16 protein-coding genes are annotated in these 19,421 nt (G+C 69.7%); all 16 read right to left on the bottom strand.

The genetic code is table 11. The annotated features are described in order from the left end of the window. Positions 1–31 precede the first annotated feature (31 nt). Positions 32–1,225 carry a hypothetical protein gene (locus tag OG852_RS32330; protein ID WP_330349812.1) on the bottom strand — a complete coding sequence of 398 codons (1,194 nt, stop codon included), beginning with the start codon at positions 1,223–1,225 and terminating at the stop codon, positions 32–34. Between the two features lie 82 nt (positions 1,226–1,307). Further along, positions 1,308–1,664, bottom strand: a complete 357-nt coding sequence (locus tag OG852_RS32325; RefSeq protein WP_133911647.1) for a carboxymuconolactone decarboxylase — start codon at positions 1,662–1,664, stop codon at positions 1,308–1,310. Positions 1,665–1,728: 64 nt separating this feature from the next. Beyond that, the gene (locus tag OG852_RS32320) at positions 1,729–2,094 is read right to left on the bottom strand and encodes a cation-transporting P-type ATPase (protein WP_330349811.1); all 366 of its coding nucleotides are present in this window, start codon (positions 2,092–2,094) and stop codon (positions 1,729–1,731) included. Continuing rightward, the gene (locus tag OG852_RS32315; RefSeq protein WP_330349810.1) at positions 2,091–3,062 is read right to left on the bottom strand and encodes a polyphosphate kinase 2 family protein; all 972 of its coding nucleotides are present in this window, start codon (positions 3,060–3,062) and stop codon (positions 2,091–2,093) included. The genes OG852_RS32320 and OG852_RS32315 overlap by 4 nt, the downstream gene beginning before the upstream one ends. 178 nt (positions 3,063–3,240) lie before the next feature. Next, a complete protein-coding gene (locus tag OG852_RS32310; protein WP_330349809.1) occupies positions 3,241–3,759 on the bottom strand; it encodes a hypothetical protein in 519 nt (172 codons plus the stop codon). 203 nt (positions 3,760–3,962) lie between these two features. Beyond that, complete coding sequence (locus tag OG852_RS32305; RefSeq protein WP_330349808.1) at positions 3,963–5,903, bottom strand: TIGR03960 family B12-binding radical SAM protein; 1,941 nt, start codon at positions 5,901–5,903, stop codon at positions 3,963–3,965. Between the two features lie 94 nt (positions 5,904–5,997). Then, positions 5,998–7,503: a CYTH and CHAD domain-containing protein gene (locus OG852_RS32300; RefSeq protein ID WP_330349807.1), complete on the bottom strand. Its 1,506-nt coding sequence runs from the start codon at positions 7,501–7,503 to the stop codon at positions 5,998–6,000. Between the two features lie 81 nt (positions 7,504–7,584). Next, positions 7,585–8,784, bottom strand: coding sequence for a rod shape-determining protein RodA (gene rodA / locus OG852_RS32295; protein ID WP_330349806.1), 1,200 nt, complete (start codon positions 8,782–8,784; stop codon positions 7,585–7,587). Continuing rightward, a complete protein-coding gene (mrdA, locus tag OG852_RS32290; protein ID WP_133911632.1) occupies positions 8,781–11,066 on the bottom strand; it encodes a penicillin-binding protein 2 in 2,286 nt (761 codons plus the stop codon). Before mrdA ends, rodA begins: the two co-directional genes overlap by 4 nt. A gap of 128 nt (positions 11,067–11,194) precedes the next feature. Continuing rightward, positions 11,195–11,866, bottom strand: coding sequence for a rod shape-determining protein MreD (gene mreD / locus OG852_RS32285; protein ID WP_330349805.1), 672 nt, complete (start codon positions 11,864–11,866; stop codon positions 11,195–11,197). A gap of 15 nt (positions 11,867–11,881) precedes the next feature. Further along, complete coding sequence (gene mreC, locus OG852_RS32280; protein WP_133911630.1) at positions 11,882–12,817, bottom strand: rod shape-determining protein MreC; 936 nt, start codon at positions 12,815–12,817, stop codon at positions 11,882–11,884. Positions 12,818–12,980: 163 nt separating this feature from the next. Continuing rightward, positions 12,981–14,000 (bottom strand): rod shape-determining protein, encoded by a 1,020-nt coding sequence (locus tag OG852_RS32275; RefSeq protein WP_030779466.1) that lies wholly within the window; start codon positions 13,998–14,000, stop codon positions 12,981–12,983. A 228-nt stretch (positions 14,001–14,228) separates the two neighbouring features. Then, positions 14,229–14,642, bottom strand: a complete 414-nt coding sequence (ndk, locus tag OG852_RS32270; protein WP_133911629.1) for a nucleoside-diphosphate kinase — start codon at positions 14,640–14,642, stop codon at positions 14,229–14,231. Positions 14,643–14,709: 67 nt separating this feature from the next. After that, on the bottom strand, positions 14,710–15,066 hold the full coding sequence (locus OG852_RS32265; RefSeq protein WP_133911628.1) for a DUF4233 domain-containing protein: 357 nt from the start codon (positions 15,064–15,066) through the stop codon (positions 14,710–14,712). 11 nt (positions 15,067–15,077) lie between these two features. Continuing rightward, positions 15,078–16,562: a bifunctional tetrahydrofolate synthase/dihydrofolate synthase gene (gene folC, locus OG852_RS32260; protein WP_133911627.1), complete on the bottom strand. Its 1,485-nt coding sequence runs from the start codon at positions 16,560–16,562 to the stop codon at positions 15,078–15,080. 158 nt (positions 16,563–16,720) lie between these two features. Next, complete coding sequence (locus OG852_RS32255; protein WP_330349804.1) at positions 16,721–19,345, bottom strand: valine--tRNA ligase; 2,625 nt, start codon at positions 19,343–19,345, stop codon at positions 16,721–16,723. Positions 19,346–19,421 lie beyond the last annotated feature (76 nt).

Here is a 19,421-nt window from a genome sequence, read left to right as displayed (position 1 = left end):
GGCCTTCGGGCTGTCGCTTGCCCAGTGTCGTTCAGTCCTTCGTGAGTTTCGTGAGAGCGGTCGTACTGCTATCAAGAGTACGTGTGCCGAGCGGCCTCGGTTCCCGCCGGAGCACCGCTTCCCTCTCCCGGGGCCGAACCACCGCTTCCCGGGGCTCCCCGAACAGCATCCGCCGTACGTCGGCCCGTGTCTGCCGGACGGTCTCGCGCGCGGAGGCGAGGGCCTGCCGGGTCGCCCGTCCCACGGCGCGCGCGGCCTGCGCGGCGGGCTTGAGGACGAGGTCGCGGACGACGTGCCCGACCGGGGTGAGGACGGTCCGGTACACCCAGCGCACCGGCTCGACGAAGATCCACCGGAAGAGGGTGGCGAGGAACCGGCCGACGGCGCGCGAGAGGTGCCCCGCGATCCGCCAGGCGTGCCCGAGCGCGTCCGCGACCTCGCGCGCGAGGACGGCGAGGAAGCGCCCGACGGGGGCGAGCACCCAGCGCCACAGCGCGACCGCGGGCAGCACCAGCAGCACCCGCGCGATCCAGTACACGGCCACCCCGAGCCCCGTGAGCAGCAGCCCGAGCAGCCGCCAGAGCCCCAGCGCGCACCAGGCGGCCGCCCGTCCGACCGGCGCGAGGATCCACTCGTACACCCGGCGGGCGGGTACGACGACCAGGTACCGGACCAGCCACCGCACGGGGACGACGACCCCGTACCGCACCAGCCACCGCACGGGGACGACGACCCCGTACCGCACCAGCCACAGCACGGGGACGACGACCCCGTACCGCACCAGCCACAGCACCGCGTGCCCGGCGGGGGTGAGCACGCGCGCGTACAGCCACGCGCACCCGGCGCCGACCCGCCGTGCAAGCCATACGGCGGCCTGCCCGACCGGGGTCAGGACATGGCGGTACAGGGCGACGGCGGGGACGACCAGCAGTACGCGCCCGAGGCGGACCAGGGCGTGGCCGGCCGGGACGAGGACGTACCGCCACAGTCCCACCAGCGGCCACAGGAACAGCATCCGCCCCAGCCACAGCAGGGCCCTGCCCAGAGGCCTGAGCAGGGCGTCCCGCAGGAAGCGGCCGGTGACGACCAGGGCGTCCCAGACCATCCGCACGGGCACGACCAGCACGAGCACCACGATCCGCACGGGCAGCCGGATCGCGACGACGAGACATCCCTCCGGCTGACGCGGCTCATACGGCTCGGCGGGCGGTTTCTGCAGGTCCATACCGGTGTAGACGCCTCAACCCGCCCGCAGGATGCACCGAATCAGCCGGACGAATGACAAAACCGTGCCCGGCGTGGGTGGTTCAGGACATGCCGCGGCTCTGCGCCTCGGCGTTGGCGATCGCCTCCGCCTCGGCCTCCGCGAGCGCGATGGCGACACCGAAGGCCTGCGCGATGTGGCCGGCCGCCGACATGACGCGTGCGCTGCCCACGACGGGCGCGATGGCGACGAGGACGTCCTGCAGTTCCTCGACGGTCAGTTCGGCCTTGACCGCCGGATCGACGTGCGCCAGGTAGGAGATGGCCGGCGCGTCCACGGCCACGAGGGCGGCGATACGGGTGAGGATGAGCGTCCGCGCGTCCATGTGACAGCGTTCGACGGAGTCGATGGTCATGGCGGCGAGGGTGTCGAGGACGGGGGTCTCGGATGCGGTTGCCATGTCGAAATCACCTTTCTCTGTTCTCACTCGGTTCTCAGTCGGTCTCACTCGGTCTCACTTGGTCTCACTTGGTGTCCTTACGGACCAGGGCCTTGCCCAGCTCCCACGGCGCCAGCAGGGCCACCGCGGGAACCAGCGCCCAGCCGAACTGCCCCTGGCGCTCTCCGCCTTGCCCTCCTGCCGCACCCCGACGACCGCGTTCAGGACCATGAGCACCGGCGAGACAGCGGCGCTGGCCAGGCACGGCCCGCTCCTCCGGCAGCGCGTTCGGGCCGTTCGTGCGGAGCGGCTCGGCCGCCCGGCCGGCGGACAGCCCGTCGGTGGGATCTACGCCGAGCGCGGCGGCCACGTCCTCGGTGGGAAGCGCGCACCACGGCCGACCGTCCGTCGCGCGCTGCCGCGGCTGCGGGGTGTGCGTCGGCGCGGTCACGCCCGCTCGCTCTTTCGCTTGCTCTTCTGCTTGCCCTTCGCCGCGTAGGGATCGGCCGGCTCACCCTTGGGTGCCTGGCGCTCCAGGTCGCGTTTGACCTCGGCCAGTTCCCGTCGGGTCTGCTCGTCGACCTCCGGATAGCGGGGGTCGATACCGATCAGGGTGTGCGCCAGCACCGCGCTCACGCACACCCGTGCGAACCACTTGCGGTCGGCCGGAATGACGTACCAGGGTGCCCAGGGGGTGCTGGTCGCCGACAGCATCTGCGAGAACGCCTTCTGGTAGTCGTCCCACCGGGCGCGCTCGCGGACGTCGGCCGGTGAGAACTTCCAGTTCCGCTCGGGGACGTCGATGCGCTTGAGGAAGCGGACCCGCTGCTCCTCCTTGGACAGATTCAGAAAAATCTTGACAACGACGAAGCCGTTGTCGCTCAGATAACGCTCCCAGTCGTTGATCTCGCGATACCGGCGCTCCCACACGTCCGGGCCACGGGCCGCGTCGGGCAGTTTCTGGCGTCCGAGGTTCTCCTGGTGCACCCGGACCACCAGGACCTCCTCGTAGTGGGACCGGTTGAAGATGCCGATCTCCCCGCGCCGGGGCAGCTCGCGGTGGTAGCGCCAGAGGTAGTCGTGATCGAGTTCCACGTCCGAGGGCACCTTGAAGGACGCCACCCGCTCGCCCTGCGGGTTGACGCCGCTCATCACATGCCGGATCGTGCCGTCCTTGCCGCCGGCGTCCAGCGCCTGCAGACACACCAGCACCCCGTGGGTGTCCTGCGCGGCCAGCCGCCGCTGGTAGTCGGCGAGCAGCTCGACCCCGTTCTGCAGCAGCTCGACGCCGTCGCTCTTCTTCCGGATCCCCGCCTTGTACCGCGGATCGAAGTCCTCCCCCAGCCGCACCCCGCGGCCCGGCTCGACCCGCAACGGACGAACGAACTCCGCGATCCGCCCGGCCCTCTCGTCGCCCATCGCCCGCCGATCCCTTCGCCGCCGTGCCCCCACTCCCCACAGCAGCATCAACCGACCGAACCCCTACGACCTCACCCTCAGCGGGTGGTTCCCGCGCACACGACAGTGCCCCCTCCCACGGGGGCGCCGTGCTCTTGAGAGGAAGTTCGGCCGCATGGATCCAGGCGCGTCGGTCTGCTCAGTAGCTGACAGTGCGGTCGAAGCCGGTGATGTTGAGCTTGACGCCGTTCACGCTCTTGAGCGTCGTGAAGTACTCGCCCCGAGCAGTCTGGCCAGGCTGGACGTCGGTCTCCAGCTGGGATCCGTTCGTCAGCCGGACGCCATCGGCGTCGACCGCCTCCCAGTCCCACGCGTAGTCGGACTTCTCACCGCTGCTGTTCCGGACCGTCCAGACGACCCAGACATCGGTGACACCGGCTTGTGAGCGATCGTCCAGCCGGAAGCTGACGAGGTCCGCTCGTTCACCCTGGGGTTCCCGCGTCTTCTCCTGCGGCGTCCCCTCGTTGGTCTCACTGGGCGCGGCAGTCGTGGTCTCATCGCTGTCTCCCGGCGCGATCGCGAGCACAACTCCGCCGATGGCGATCACCGCGACCAGAGCGCCGACGCACCCCCAGAGACAGCCGTGCCGCCGCCGCTTCTTCACCGGGGGCCCCGGCGGGGACGCCAGACCACCGGCATCCGGTTCGCTCGCTGGCATGCCACCTCCTCCGCAGCGGTATCACCACGCTACGAAGTCAGGTGAAGCCTCACGAACTGAGAGCGGCCACTCAGGCGACAGCCCACCGCGCCAGCGGCACACGCCGCTGCCGACCTTGCGAAAGCCCGAACGAACTCAGCGCTGCGGCCACCTCATCCTCTGTGACCCCCGCCGCAGCGCCTCGCTCACTCCCCCGATCTCGTTCAGCTGGTCGGAGCGGTGTTCTTCACCGTCAGCGGCAGCAGTTTCTTGCCGGTCGGGCCGATTTGGATTGAGGTGTCCATGGCGGGGCAGACGCCGCAGTCGAAACAGGGGGTCCAGCGGCAGTCCTCGACCTCCGTTTCGTCGAGGGCGTCCTGCCAGTCCTCCCAGAGCCAGTCCTTGTCGAGGCCGGAGTCGAGGTGGTCCCAGGGGAGGACCTCCTCGTAGGTGCGCTCGCGGGTGGTGTACCAGTCGACGTCGACGCCGAAGGGGTCCAGGGCCTTGTCGGCGCAGGTCATCCAGCGGTCGTAGGAGAAGTGCTCGCGCCAGCCGTCGAAGCGGCCGCCGTCCTCGTAGACCGCGCGGATCACGGCGCCGATGCGGCGGTCGCCACGCGAGAGCAGGCCCTCGACGATGCCGGGCTTGCCGTCGTGGTAGCGGAAGCCGATCGAGCGGCCGTACTTCTTGTCGCCGCGGATCTTGTCCCGCAGCTTCTCCAGGCGGGCGTCCGTCTCCTCCGCCGACAGTTGCGGGGCCCACTGGAAGGGGGTGTGGGGCTTGGGGACGAAGCCGCCGATCGAGACCGTGCAGCGGATGTCGTTGGCGCGGGAGACCTCGCGGCCCTTGGCGATGACGTTCGCGGCCATGTCGGCGATCTGGAGGACGTCCTCGTCGGTCTCCGTGGGGAGGCCGCACATGAAGTACAGCTTCACCTGGCGCCAGCCGTTGCCGTAGGCCGTCGCGACGGTGCGGATGAGGTCCTCCTCCGACACCATCTTGTTGATGACCTTGCGCATGCGTTCCGAGCCGCCCTCGGGGGCGAAGGTGAGGCCCGAGCGGCGGCCGTTGCGCGTCAGTTCGTTCGCCAGGTCGACGTTGAAGGCGTCGACGCGGGTGGAGGGGAGGGACAGGCCGATCTTGTCCTCTTCGTAGCGGTCGGCCAGGCCCTTGGCGATGTCGCCGATCTCCGAGTGGTCCGCACTCGACAACGACAGCAGACCCACCTCCTCGAAGCCCGTCGCCTTCAGGCCCTTCTCGACCATCTCGCCGATGCCCGTGATCGAGCGCTCGCGCACCGGGCGGGTGATCATGCCCGCCTGGCAGAAGCGGCAGCCGCGCGTGCAGCCGCGGAAGATCTCGACGGACATGCGCTCGTGGACGGTCTCGGCGAGGGGGACCAGGGGCTGCTTGGGGTAGGGCCACTCGTCGAGGTCCATGACCGTGTGCTTGGAGACGCGCCACGGGACGCCCGACTTGTTGGGGACCACGCGGGCGATCCGGCCGTCGGGGAGGTACTCGACGTCGTAGAAGGCCGGGATGTAGACGTTCCCGGTCCTGGCGAGGCGGAAGAGGACCTCCTCGCGGCCGCCGGGGCGGCCCTCGGCCTTCCACTCCTTGATGATCCGCGTCATGTCGAGGACGGCCTGCTCGCCGTCGCCGATGACCGCCGCGTCGATGAAGTCGGCGATCGGCTCCGGGTTGAAGGCCGCGTGGCCGCCCGCCAGGACGATCGGGTCGTCGAGCGTACGGTCCTTGGACTCCAGGGGGATGCCGGCCAGGTCCAGGGCCGTGAGCATGTTCGTGTAGCCGAGCTCGGTGGAGAAGGACAGGCCGAACACGTCGAAGGCCTTCACCGGGCGGTGGCTGTCGACCGTGAACTGCGGGACGCGGTGCTCCCGCATCAGCGCCTCCAGGTCCGGCCACACGCTGTAGGTGCGCTCGGCGAGGACGCCGTCCTGCTCGTTCAGCACCTCGTAGAGGATCATGACGCCCTGGTTGGGCAGACCGACCTCGTACGCGTCCGGGTACATGAGCGCCCAGCGGACGTCACAGGACTCCCACGGCTTGACCGTGGAGTTGAGCTCGCCCCCGACGTACTGGATCGGCTTCTGCACGTGCGGGAGCAAGGCTTCGAGCTGTGGGAAGACCGACTCGACAGACATCGCGGCGTTACCTTCGTGAGCTGACTGGGGTGACCATCAAGCGTAACGTGCCCGGAGCACTCCCCCGCCCGCGAAAATCGCGATCAAAGCCGTCCTAAACCTCCATCGAGCCGCTGGTCTCCCTCCACGCCCCGGGTACGGCCTCCTCGACCCGCTCCGCGCGCCGCTCCTCACGGGCGTACAGCACGCCGTACGTGAACCCGTTCTCCCCCGCCGCGTGCGCCACGGCGGACAGCTCGCGCAGGGTCGTACGGGCCATGACGCTGTCCTGGTGGTCGCCGAGCAGGCTCTGGAGCGACTTCATGGACTTGACCAGGTCCTTCGCCGGACGGCCGAGGACGGGGCGGGCCGTCTCCGCCGCGTACCGCGTCCGCTTGGCCTTCTTGCGGGCCTCGTGCAGCGCGAGGTCGCGGTCGGCGCCGGGCGGCTGCTCCATGGCCTCCTCCATCAGCGCGGACACCTTCGCGAAGTCCTTGCGTACGGCCTTCGCGAGGACCTTCTCCGGCTTCCTGCCGGCCGCCTTCAGCGCCGGCGGATCGGCGATCAGCGCGTCCAGGGTGTCGAGAAGGGTCAGATAGCGCGAGGAGTTCAGCACCCCGAGCAGCCGGCGCCTCGAACCCTTCTCACCGGCCTTCGACCAGTTCTGCAGCCGTTCCCGGACCGGTCCCGCGACCAGCGTGGGGGGCAGCTCGTCGAAGGCCGCCTGCAGCCGCCCGGCCAGCACCTCGTGGTCGCGGCCCACGCCCAGCTCCCCCGCCAGCCACTTCAGCTCGGCGGCGATCGGGTCGGTGACGTCCCGGTCGAGGACCTTGCCGAAGGAGCGGAAGGTGCTGCGCAGCCGGCGGGTGGCGACCCGCATGTCGTGCACCGACTCCTCGGCGTCCCGGCGCACCGCCGGGTCCAGCTCGACGATCGCGTCCCGCTGGGCGCGCACGTACGCGAGGACGTGGTCCCCGGCGGTCGCCGGCTCGGCGGGGCCCTTGTCCTCGGGCCGTGGATGTCCGCCCTTGGTCTCGGCCAGCGCCCGCGCCAGCTTCGACGCCGACGTCGACGGTCGTACGCCCGCCTTGCGCAGCCGTTTCTCCAGCTTGTCGAGGAGGGCGGGGTCGCCGCCGTCGGCCAGCTCCACCTCGATCTCGCTCCATTGGGCGGTTCCCTGTCCGCCGAACAGCCGCTCCGCCCGTACGGTGTCCACGCTGGCCTCGGCCAGCAGCCTGCCGTGCGCGTCCATCAGGTCCCGTACGTCCCGTGCGGAGCGCAGCCGGACCACCGCCACGAGCTGACCCTCGCGGACCCGGGAGCGCACCAGCGCCGCGAGTTCGTCCGGGACGGTGTCGGAGAGCGGGGCGCGGATCTCGTCGCGGATCCCGGGGCCGACCGGAAGCTTTAGGTGCCACCCGGCGTCGGAGCCGCCCGTGCGGCGGCGCAGGGTGATCGCGGCCGAGGCCAGGCGCAGGTCGGATGTGTCGTAGTAGGTCGCGTCCAGCTCGGCGGTGCCCTTGTCGAGGACACTCGCCACGCCGGCGACGCCGGTCAGGTCAGGCAGCCCGCTGTCGTCGGATTCGTACTTGCGCTCGATCTCGCGTTTCGTCTCCGCCATGAAATGAATCTAGTCGCAGTCGCACCGGGACGGCAGGGTCAGCTTCCGTTGAATCCAACACCAACGACGAAAGACCGTCGTCTACGCGGACATCGGCCGCTGGACCCGGATCGACTGCAACAGCCCCACCGCCACCCACACCGCGAACATCGACGAGCCGCCGTACGACACGAACGGCAGCGGCAGGCCGGTGACCGGCATGATGCCGAGCGTCATCCCGATGTTCTCGAACGACTGGAACGCGAACCACGCCACGATCCCGGCGGCGACGATCGTGCCGTACAGCTCGGTCGAGTCGCGGGCGATGCGGCCGGCGCGCCACAGGACCACGCCCAGGAGCAGGATGATCAGGCCCGCGCCGACGAAGCCGAGTTCCTCGCCCGCGACCGTGAAGACGAAGTCCGTCTGCTGCTCGGGGACGAACTGGCCGGTGGTCTGCGAGCCGTGGAAGAGGCCCGCGCCGGTCAGGCCGCCGGAACCGATGGCGATCCGGGCCTGGTTGGTGTTGTAGCCGACGCCGGCCGGGTCGAGGCTGGGGTTGGCGAAGGCGGCGAAGCGGGCGATCTGGTACTCGTCGAGGATGTGGAGCTGCCAGACGGCGACCGCGCCGGCCGCGCCCGCGCCGAGCAGCCCGAAGACCCAGCGGTTGGAGGCGCCGGAGGCCAGCAGCACGCCCAGCACGATCATCACCATCACCATGACCGACCCGAGGTCGGGCATGAGCATCACGATCAGCATCGGGACGGCTGCGAGACCGAGCGCCTGCACGACCGTGCGGTGGTCCGGGTACGGCTTGTCGCCGGCGTCGACCCGGGCCGCGAGCAGCATCGCCATGCCCAGGATGATCGTGATCTTCACGAACTCCGAGGGCTGGAGCGAGAAGCCGCCGCCGAACACGATCCAGGAGTGGGCGCCGTTGACCGTGGAGCCCAGCGGGGTCAGCACCAGCAGGATGCCGAGCAGGGACAGGCCGTAGAGGACGGGTACCGCGTTGCGCAGGGTGCGGTGGCCGAGCCAGATGGTGCCGATCATCAGGGCGATGCCGATGCCGGTGTTCATCAGGTGCCGGATCAGGAAGTAGTACTGGTCGCCCTGGTTGATCTCGGTGCGGTTGCGGGTCGCGGAGAAGACCAGCACCGAGCCGATCATGGAGAGGGCGATCGCCGACAGCAGTATCGGCCAGTCCAGCCGCCGGGCCAGCGAGTCACGGGCGAGGACCCGGGTCCAGCCGGCCCGCGCGGGTCCGTACCCGGAGACGGAGAAGCTGTTCACACCGGTCATGCGAGCGACCTCCTGCCGACCGACCGCCGGGCTGCGGCGCCCCCGCATCCGGCCCGCCCCCGCCGTCGTCGCCGTCGGCGGGTGTTCTGGTTGGTGGTGTTCTGCTGGGTCGTCCCGGCCGGCTGCGAGGCGTCCGGCTCGGGGGTGCCCTGCTGGCTGGCCCGCTGGTCCTTGGCCGGGTCCTTGGCGACCTTCGGGGCCTTGATGGTGCCGTCGGCCTGGACGGTCGGCAGGCCCTTCTGCGGGGTGGGCAGCAGGGCGTTCTTCTTGTCGATCGAGCCGTCGGCGGAGACGCCGTAGAGGGCGTTGTAGATGTGGCGCACGGCCTCACCGGAGGCGCCCGAACCGGTACCGGCCTGGGCGATCGTCATGATGACCGTGTAGTCCTTGCTGTAGGTGGCCAGCCAGGACGTGGTCTGCTTGCCGTAGACCTCGGCGGTACCCGTCTTGGCGTGCAGCTCGATCTTGTCCTGCGGCCAGCCGCCGAACTTCCACGCGGCCGTACCCCGGGTGACCACGCCGGCGAGGGCGTCGTCCATGCCGGCGAGGGTCGCCTTGCTGATGGGCAGCTTGCCGGTCTTCCTGGGCTTGATCTCGGTGACGGTCTTGCCGTCGGCGCTGACGACGGCCTTGCCGATGGACGGCTGGTACATGGTGCCGCCGTTGGCGAGGGCGCCGTAGATCACGGCCTCCTGGATCGGTGTGACGAGGGTGTCGCCCTGGCCGATGGAGTAGTTGATCGAGTCACCCTCGCGCATCTTGTTGCCCTCGAGGCAGTTCTCGTAGGCGATCTTCTCGACGTAGGTGCCGTTCTTCTTGCCGGACTTGCACCAGGCGTCCTTGTTGGCCTTCCAGTAGGACTCCTTCCACTGGCGGTCCGGGACGCGGCCGGTGACCTCGTTCGGCAGGTCGACGCCGGTCTCCTTGCCGAGGCCGAACTGGTGGGCGGCCTTGTAGAAGTAGTCCTTGGGCTCGCCCTTCTTCGGGTTGATGCCGCCGTCCTTCTTCCACTCGCGGTCGGCGAGGGCGTAGAAGACGGTGTCGCAGGACACCTCCAGGGCACGGCCGAGCGAGATCGGGCCGAAGTTCTCGCCCTCGAAGTTGTTGAAGACCTGGCCGCCCACCGAGTACGAGCTGGTGCACGGGTAGCCGCCGTCCCAGACGTAGCCGGCCTCGACCGCGGCGGCCGTGGAGACCACCTTGAACGTCGAGCCGGGCGCGGCCTGACCCTGTATGGCCCGGTTGAGCAGCGGGTAGTCGGACTTCTTGCCCGTGAGCTTCTTGTAGTCCTTGGCGGAGATGCCGCCCACCCAGACGTTCGGGTCGTAGGTCGGGGCGGAGGCCATGGCGACGATCCGGCCGGTCTTGGCCTCCATCACGACGACGGCGCCGGAGTCGGCCTTGTAGTTGGTGCCGGTGATCTTGTCGAACTGCTGGCGGGCGACCTTCATCGCGTTGTTCAGTTCGTACTCGGCGACGCGCTGGACGCGGGAGTCGATGCTGGTGACCAGGTTGGAGCCGGGCTCCGCCGGGGTGGCCTCGGCCTGGCCGATGACCCGGCCGAGGTTGTCGACCTCGTAGCGGGTGACGCCGGCCTTGCCGCGGAGCTCCTTGTCGTACTGGCGCTCGAGGCCGGAGCGGCCGACCTGGTCGGAGCGCAGATACGGCGAGTCGGTGTCCTGGGCCTTGGTGATCTCCTCGTCGGTGACCGGCGAGAGATAGCCGAGGACCTGGGCGGTGTTGGACTTGCCGGGCGCGGGGTAGCGGCGCACGGCCTCCGGCTCGGCGGTGATGCCGGGGAAGTCCTCGGCGCGCTCACGGATCTGCAGGGCCTGCTTGGCGGTGGCCTCGTCGGTGATGGGGATCGGCTGGTAGGGCGAGCCGTTCCAGCAGGGCTGGGGGGTCTTCGCGTCGCACAGCCGGACCTTCAGCAGGACCTCCTCGGGGTCCATGCCGAGGACGCCCGCGAGTTTGGTCAGGACGGCCTTGCCGTCGTCCGGCTGCTTCAGCAGGTCGGTGCGGGAGGCGGAGACCACCAGCCGGGTCTCGTTGTCCGCGAGGGGCACTCCGCGCGCGTCCAGGATGGAGCCGCGTACGGCGGGCTCGACGACCTGCTGGACGTGGTTGCCGGAGGCCTCCTTGGCGTAGGCCGCGCCCTCGCGGATCTGGAGGTACCACAGCCGGCCGCCGAGGGTGCCGAGGAGGGAGAGGACGAGGATCTGGATCACGACGAGCCGGATCTGGACGCGTGGGGTCCGACCGGTCTCGGGAATGTTGGTCACTGCGGCTGCCTCCCCCTCTCAGTCCACGAACGACTGTGCGCGGCTGTGCGTGCGTACGAATGATGAACGATCAGCCTGTGAGGCCGCGTTCCGCCGAAAGTGACCCGTTCGGGTGAACTTGCCCCTGCTCACAGCCGCTTGACCCCCTTGATGCGACCGGCCCGGGTCGCCCGCGACTTCGCCGCTCTCATCTTGAGTCCGCCGCGCTGGCCGCCGATCTTCAGGCCCGTCCCGGAGGACAGCCAGCCCGAGGAGATGTCCGAGCCCTTGGCCGCGGAGTTGGTCTCCGCGAGCGGGTCGTTCTCCGCCCGCCGGGCCAGGAACATCACCCCGGGGACCACGAACGGGGCGAGCAGCAGGTCGTACAGGGCGGCCGAGAACAGCAGCCCGGTCAGGCCGACATGACGGGCCGCCGTGTCGCCGACGAGGGCGCCGACGCCCGCGTACAGCAGGGTGGAGCCGACCGCCGCGGCGACCACCACGGCCATCGGTCCGGTCGCCGACTTGATCTGGCCGGTCTCGGGCTTGACGAGCCCGGCGAGATAGCCGATCACACAGAGCACGAGGGCGTAGCGGCCGGCCGCGTGGTCGGCGGGCGGCGCGAGGTCGGCGAGGAGACCCGCGCCGAAGCCGATGAGGGCGCCGCCGACATGGCCGTAGACCATGGCGAGGCCCAGGACGGTCAGGAGCAGCAGATCGGGGACGGCACCCGGGAGATGGAGGCGGGCGAGGACGCTCACCTGGATCACCAGGGCGACGACGACCAGCGGGACCGAGAGCAGGATCCGGTTGACGCGCATGGGGGTTGTCAGCTCCTACTGCTGCTCTTGCTGCTGGCCATCGGCGTTCGGGGTCACCGTGACGGTGACCGTAGGGGTGGGCACCGGCTTGGGTTTGGCCGGGAGCACGGTGTCGCGCGGGTCCTTCTTCGGGGTCTCCACGACCACGCCGACGATGTCGAGCTTGGTGAAGCTGACGTACGGAGTGACGTAGAGCGTGCGCGTGAGGTCGCCGCCGGAGGGGTCGACGCGGGAGACCACGCCGACCGGGACACCGGGCACGAACGGCTTGTCGGCCTGGGAGCCGAAGGTGACCAGGCGGTCGCCCTTCCTCACGTCCGCCTTGCCGTTGAGGAGTTCGACGCGCAGCGGGCGGTCGCCCTGCCCGGAGGCGAAGCCCAGTTCGTCGTTGCCCTCCATGCGGGTGCCGACGGTGAAGTCGGGGTCGTTGGCGAGGAGCACGGTCGCGGTGTGGGGGCCGACGGTGGTGACCCGGCCGACCAGCCCGTCGCCGTTCAGGACGGTCATGTCACGGGTGATGCCGTCGTCCGCGCCCACGTCGATGGTGATCGTCCAGGAGAAGCCCTGGGCCGCTCCGATCGCGATGACCTCGGCGCCCTTGATGCCGTACCGGCCCTCGCCCGCGATCTTCAGCATCTTGTCGAGCTGGGCCAGCCGGCTGCGGTTGCGGTCGTCGCTGCCGAGCTTCGCCTTGAGAGCCGCGTTCTCCTTCTCCAACTGCGCCATCCGGTCGTGCCGCTCACCGGAGTCGCGGACCGCCGAGACGGCGTTGCCGACCGGGTCCACCACCGAGGACACCCCGTCCTCGATCGGACCGAAGACCGCGGCCGCGGCCTGCCGGGCACCGTCGACCGGGGAGTCCTCACCACCGCGGATGTCCACCGTGATCAGCGCGAACGCGATGGCGATCAGCAGCACCAGGAGCAGCCGGCTCTCTCGTGTGTCCCTCACGTGCGGCGGCCGTGCCCTTCCTCGATAGAGAAATCACTACACAGGAATTCGGGTAGCCCCGGGCCAGGATGACCAAGGGCGCTTTGTGGGAGCTTATGCCTGAATGTCAACGATCCGCCGCACGAGAGGCGATCATCCCGTACGGCGGAACCGAAGCGTTACGTCATCTGCGGGGCGCGGCGTCCAGAACCTGCTGGAGCGCCTCGAACTCCTCGACGCACTTGCCTGAGCCGAGCGCCACGCTGTCCAGCGGGTCCTCGGCGATGTGGATCGGCATACCGGTCTCCCGGCGCAGCCGCTCGTCCAGTCCGCGCAGCAGTGCTCCGCCGCCGGTCAGAACGATTCCGCGGTCCATGATGTCGCCGGACAGCTCCGGCGGACACTTGTCGAGCGTGGTCTTCACGGCGTCGACGATCGCGTTGACGGGCTCCTCGATCGCCTTGCGGACCTCGGCGGCCGAGATGACGACGGTCTTGGGCAGCCCGGAGACGAGGTCCCGGCCGCGGATTTCGGTGTGCTCGTCGGAGTCGAGGTCGTACGCCGAGCCGATGGTGATCTTGATCTGCTCGGCCGTCCGCTCACCCAGAAGGAGGCTGTACTCCTTCTTGATGTGCTGGATGATCGCGTTGTCCAGCTCGTCGCCCGCGACGCGGATGGACTGGGCGGTGACGATGCCGCCGAGCGAGATGACCGCGACCTCCGTGGTGCCGCCGCCGATGTCCACCACCATGTTGCCCGTGGCCTCGTGGACCGGCAGGCCGGAGCCGATGGCCGCGGCCATGGGCTCCTCGATGATGTGCACCTGCCGGGCGCCGGCCTGGGTCGACGCCTCGATGACGGCACGGCGCTCGACACCCGTGATGCCCGAGGGCACACAGACGACGACCCGCGGACGAGCCAGATACCGCCGCTTGTGGATCTTCAGGATGAAGTAGCGGAGCATCCGCTCGGTGATCTCGAAGTCGGCGATCACGCCGTCCTTCAGCGGCCGCACGGCGACGATGTTGCCCGGCGTGCGCCCGATCATCTTCTTCGCTTCGGCGCCGACCGCGAGGATGCCACCGGTGTTGGTGTTGATCGCGACGACGGACGGCTCGTTGAGTACGATCCCGCGACCCCTGACGTACACCAGCGTGTTGGCGGTCCCGAGGTCGACAGCCATGTCACGGCCGATGAACGACATTGAGTTCCCCATCAGGATTCGACTGGCCTTCCCATGAGCTTTTGAGGGCTTTTCAGGTCGGGCGTGGTGGGTGCTGTGACGTGAAGGCTTCCATCGTAGACGCGCCTTCTCGGACACTGCGGAAGGGTCCTGGCCATTGTCAGCAGATGCTGTGCGGGTTCGCTTCCGGAGACGGGCGTTCGGGGAATCCCGTTCCCTCGATCGCCCGTCTCAGTCGTCTCGGAAGGGTTACGCCCGGCCCGGGAAGAAGATCTTGACCTCGCGCTCCGCGGACTCCTCGGAGTCGGAGGCGTGGATGAGGTTCTCGCGGACGATGACGCCGAAGTCGCCGCGGATCGAGCCGGGCGCGGCCGCGATCGGGTCGGTCGGGCCGGCCAGCGCGCGCAGTCCCTCGATCACCCGCTCGCCCTCGACGATCAGCGCGACGACCGGACCGGAGGCCATGAACTCCACCAGCGGCTCGTAGAAGGGCTTGCCCTTGTGCTCGCCGTAGTGCTGCTCCAGCGTGTCCTGGTCCAGGGTGCGCAGCTCCAGCGCCGTGATCGTCCAGCCGGCCTTGCGCTCGATACGGCTGATGATCTCGCCGGTCAGGCCGCGACGGACCGCGTCGGGCTTGAGGAGGACGAGGGTGCGCTGGCTCACGAGGGGCTCCTATGGATCAAGGGTTGTGCGGGGTGTTCGAAGATTACAGGGCGTGTCCGAAAACCTGTTACGCAGCGTCAGGTGCGGAGGAGCCGGACTGCGCCGCGAATCTCGCCCTCGCCTCGTCGACCTTGCGCCCATAGTGCACCGAGGCCCACCACAGGCCGGCGAAGAGCACCCCCATGAAGAACATCATCGGGACGAAGAAACCGGACGCGACCAGCGCGAGCTGCAGCGCCCAGCCGAGGGCGACGCCCCCGGGCCGGGTGACCACGGCACACAGCAGCACGCTGAGGAACATCGCGATCCCGCACACCGTCCACACCGTGGTCATGGACAGGTCGGGGTCCTTCATGGCGACCAGACCGGCGAACCCGATGATGAAGAACTCGCCGATCAGGGTCGAGGAACAGAGCGTACGCATGGCGGGGGTGTTCAGCCCTTCCCGAGAAGCAGTCGGGCCTCGCCGACCGTGATGACGGAACCGGTGACCAGCACACCGCCGCCGGCGAACTCGCCCTCCTCCTCGGCGAGCGTGATCGCCGCCTCCAGGGCGTCCGGCAGCTGCGGCTCGACCTGGACGCGCTCCTCGCCGAACACCTCGACGGCGATCGCGGCCAGCTCGTCGGCGTCCATGGCGCGGTGGCTGGAGTTCTGGGTGACGACGACCTCGGCGAAGATCGGCTCGAAGGCCTCCAGGACACCGCGGACGTTCTTGTCGCCGCTCGCCCCGACCACACCGATCAGCCGGCTGAAGTCGAACGCCTCGCCGATCGCGTCGGCGGTCACCCGCGCGCCGGCCGGGTTGTGGGCGGCGTCGAGGACGACGGTCGGGGAGCGCCGTACGACCTCCAGCCGGCCCGGCGAGGAGACGGCCGCGAAGGCCTTGCGGACCGTGTCGAGGTCGAGCGGCTCGGGCCGCTGGGAGCCCACACCGAAGAACGCCTCCACGGCGGCGAGCGCGACGGCCGCGTTGTGCGCCTGGTGCTCGCCGTGCAGCGGGAGGTACACCTCGGGGTACTCGCCGCCCAGACCGCGCAGGGTGACGAGCTGTCCGCCGACGGCGACCTGCCGGCCCACGACACCGAACTCCAGCCCCTCGCGGGCCACCGTGGCGTCCACCTCGACGGCCTTCTTCAGCAGCACCTGGGCCGCGTCGACCGGCTGCTGGGCCAGGATGACCGTGGCGTCCTGCTTGATGATCCCGCCCTTCTCGCCCGCGATCTCGGCGGGGGTCTCCCCCAGCCGGTCGGTGTGGTCGAGGTCGATGGGCGTGACGACGGCGACATCGCCGTCGATGACGTTGGTGGCGTCCCAGGAGCCGCCCATGCCGACCTCGACGACGGCGACGTCGACTGGCGCGTCCGCGAACGCGGCGTACGCCATGCCGGTGAGCACCTCGAAGAACGACAGCCGGTACTCCTGCCGCGCGTCGACCATCTCGACGTACGGCTTGATGTCGTTGTACGTCTCGATGAACCGCTCGGCGGAGACCGGGGCGCCGTCGAGGCTGATGCGCTCGGTGACGGACTGCACGTGGGGGGAGGTGTAGCGGCCGGTGCGCAGTTCGAAGGCGCCGAGGAGGGCCTCGATCATGCGGGCGGTGGAGGTCTTGCCGTTGGTGCCCGTGATGTGGATCGAGGGGTACGTGCGCTGCGGCTCGCCCAGGACGTCCATCAGCGCGGCGATCCGGCTGACGGACGGCTCCAGCTTGGTCTCGCCCCAGCGGGTGGCCAGGTCGGCCTCGACCGCGCGGAGCGCCTTGTCGACCTCGGGGTCCTCGGGGCGGGTCGGGACGTCAGCGCTCGGGGCTCCGCCCTGGGTGCGGAGGGTGCGGCTGCCGGCCTCGATGACCGCGAGATCCGGGTCGCGGTCGGTCTCGGCCTCGATGATCTCGTCGAACGGGTCGCTTTCAGTCACGGGGTCAGTCTATGACCGCGCCCATGGAGGGGGACGGCTGGTCTCGTACGGCGGCTGCAGGTCGTCTGTGGCTGGTCGCTCAGTTCCCCGCGCCCCCGAGGTTGCGGCAGGGCCCCGGCACTGAGTGGTCCCGGGGCCCTCCATCGTCCTACGAGGCCTTACGCCTGCGGCAGGCGCTCCAGCTGGGCGCCGATGCGGGCGATGTCCTCGTCCGCCTTGGCGAGGCGGGTGCGGATCTTGTCCACCACGTTGTCCGGGGCCTTCGCCAGGAAGGCCTCGTTGCCGAGCTTGGCGGTTGCCTGGGCCTTTTCCTTCTCGGCGGTCGCGAGGTCCTTCGCGAGGCGCTTGCGCTCCGCCGCCACGTCGATCGTGCCGGACAGGTCGAGGGCGACCGTGGCGCCGGAGACCGGGAGGGTGGCGGTGGCCGAGAAGGCCTCGCCCTCCGGCTGGAGCCGCAGGAGCTGGCGGATGGCGGCCTCGTGGGGCGCCAGCGCCGTGCCGTCGAGGGTCAGCCGGGCCGGGACGCGCTGGCCGGGCTGGAGGCCCTGGTCGGCGCGGAAACGGCGGACCTCGGTGATCACCGACTGGAGGGTCTCGATCTCCTGCTCGGCGGCCGGGTCCCGGAAGCCCGAGTCCTTCGGCCAGTCCGCGATGACGATCGACTCGCCGCCGGTGAGGGTGGTCCAGAGGGTCTCGGTGACGAACGGGACCACCGGGTGCAGCAGCTTCAGGGTGACGTCGAGGACCTCGCCGAGGACGCGCTGGGAGACCTTCGCCGGCTCGCCGCCCGCCTGGAACGTCGTCTTGGACAGCTCGACGTACCAGTCGAAGACCTCGTCCCACGCGAAGTGGAAGAGGGCGTCGGAGAGCTTGGCGAACTGGAAGTCCTCGTAGAACGCGTCGACTTCGGCGACGACCGAGTTGAGGCGGGAGAGGATCCAGCGGTCCGTCGCCGACATGGCCGAGGCGTCCGGCAGGGGGCCGTCCACCGTCGCGCCGTTCATCAGGGCGAAGCGGGTGGCGTTCCAGATCTTGTTCGCGAAGTTGCGGGAGCCCTGGACCCAGTCCTCGCCGATCGGGACGTCGACGCCCGGGTTGGCGCCGCGGGCGAGGGTGAAGCGGAGGGCGTCGCTGCCGTACTTGTCCATCCAGTCCAGCGGGTTGACCGCGTTCCCGAAGGACTTCGACATCTTCTTGCCGAACTGGTCACGGACCATGCCGTGCAGGGCGATGGTGTGGAACGGCGGGGTGCCGTCCATCGCGTACAGGCCGAACATCATCATCCGGGCGACCCAGAAGAAGAGGATGTCGTAGCCGGTGACCAGGACGGAGTTCGGGTAGAACTTCGCGAGCGACTCGGTCCGTTCCGGCCAGCCGAGCGTGGAGAACGGCCACAGGCCGGAGGAGAACCAGGTGTCGAGGACGTCTGTGTCCTGACGCCAGCCCTCGCCGGTGGGGGCCTCGTCGTCGGGGCCGACGCAGACGACCTCGCCGTTCGGGCCGTACCAGACCGGGATGCGGTGGCCCCACCACAGCTGCCGCGAGATGCACCAGTCGTGGAGGTTGTCGACCCAGTCGAAGTAGCGCTTCTCCATCTCCTGCGGGTGGATCTTGACCCGGCCGTCGCGGACCGCGTCACCGGCGGCCTTGGCGAGGGGGCCGACCTTGACCCACCACTGCATGGACAGGCGCGGCTCGATGGTGGTCTTGCAGCGCGAGCAGTGGCCGACGCTGTGGACGTACGGGCGCTTCTCGGCGACGATCCGGCCCTCGGCGCGCAGCGCGGCGACGATGGCGGAGCGGGCCTCGAGCCGGTCCAGGCCCTGGAAGGGGCCGTGGGTCGTGATGACGGCGTGCTCGTCCATGACGGTCAGGGACGGCAGGTCGTGGCGCTGGCCGATCTCGAAGTCGTTCGGGTCGTGCGCCGGGGTCACCTTGACGGCGCCGGTGCCGAACTCCGGGTCGACGTGGGTGTCCGCGACGACCGGGATGGAACGATCCGTCAGCGGCAGCCGGATCAGCTTGCCGATCAGGTGCTGGTAGCGCTCGTCGTCGGGGTGGACGGCGACGGCCGTGTCACCGAGCATCGTCTCGGCGCGGGTGGTGGCGACGACGATGGTGTCCTCGCCCTCGCCGTACTTCATGGAGACGAGCTCGCCGTCGTCGTCCTGGTACTCGACCTCGATGTCCGAGATGGCGGTCAGACAGCGCGGGCACCAGTTGATGATGCGCTCGGCGCGGTAGATCAGCTCGTCGTCGTAGAGGCGCTTGAAGATGGTCTGGACGGCCTGGGACAGCCCTTCGTCCATGGTGAACCGCTCACGCGACCACGCGACGCCGTCTCCCAGGCGGCGCATCTGGCCGCTGATCTGACCGCCGGACTCGCCCTTCCACTGCCAGACGCGCTCGACGAACGCCTCGCGGCCGAGGTCGTGACGGGACTTGCCCTCCTTGCCCAGCTCACGCTCGACGACGTTCTGCGTGGCGATGCCGGCGTGGTCCATGCCGGGCTGCCACAGCGTCTCGTAGCCCTGCATGCGCTTCCTGCGGGTGAGGGCGTCGATGAGGGTGTGCTCGAAGGCGTGGCCCAGGTGCAGGCTGCCCGTGACGTTCGGCGGCGGGATGACGATGGTGTACGGCGGCTTGTCGCTCTTCTCGTCCGCCTCGAAGTAACCCCGCTCTACCCAGCGCTCGTACAGCGGCCCCTCTACGTCGGCCGGCGCGTACTGGGTCGGCAGTTCGGTGTGGGTCGCTGGTGGCTGCTGCTGAGCGTTCTCGGTCACGGGGCCAGTTTAGGGGTGTCACGGGGCCGTCCCGAAACGTGTTTGCCTTGTAACGGTCGGGGCCCCGCCGCCGAGC

It is taken from the genome of Streptomyces sp. NBC_00582 (genome assembly GCF_036345155.1).
GTDB lineage: Bacteria > Actinomycetota > Actinomycetes > Streptomycetales > Streptomycetaceae > Streptomyces.
This window is presented reverse-complemented; position numbering and strand designations above follow the sequence as displayed.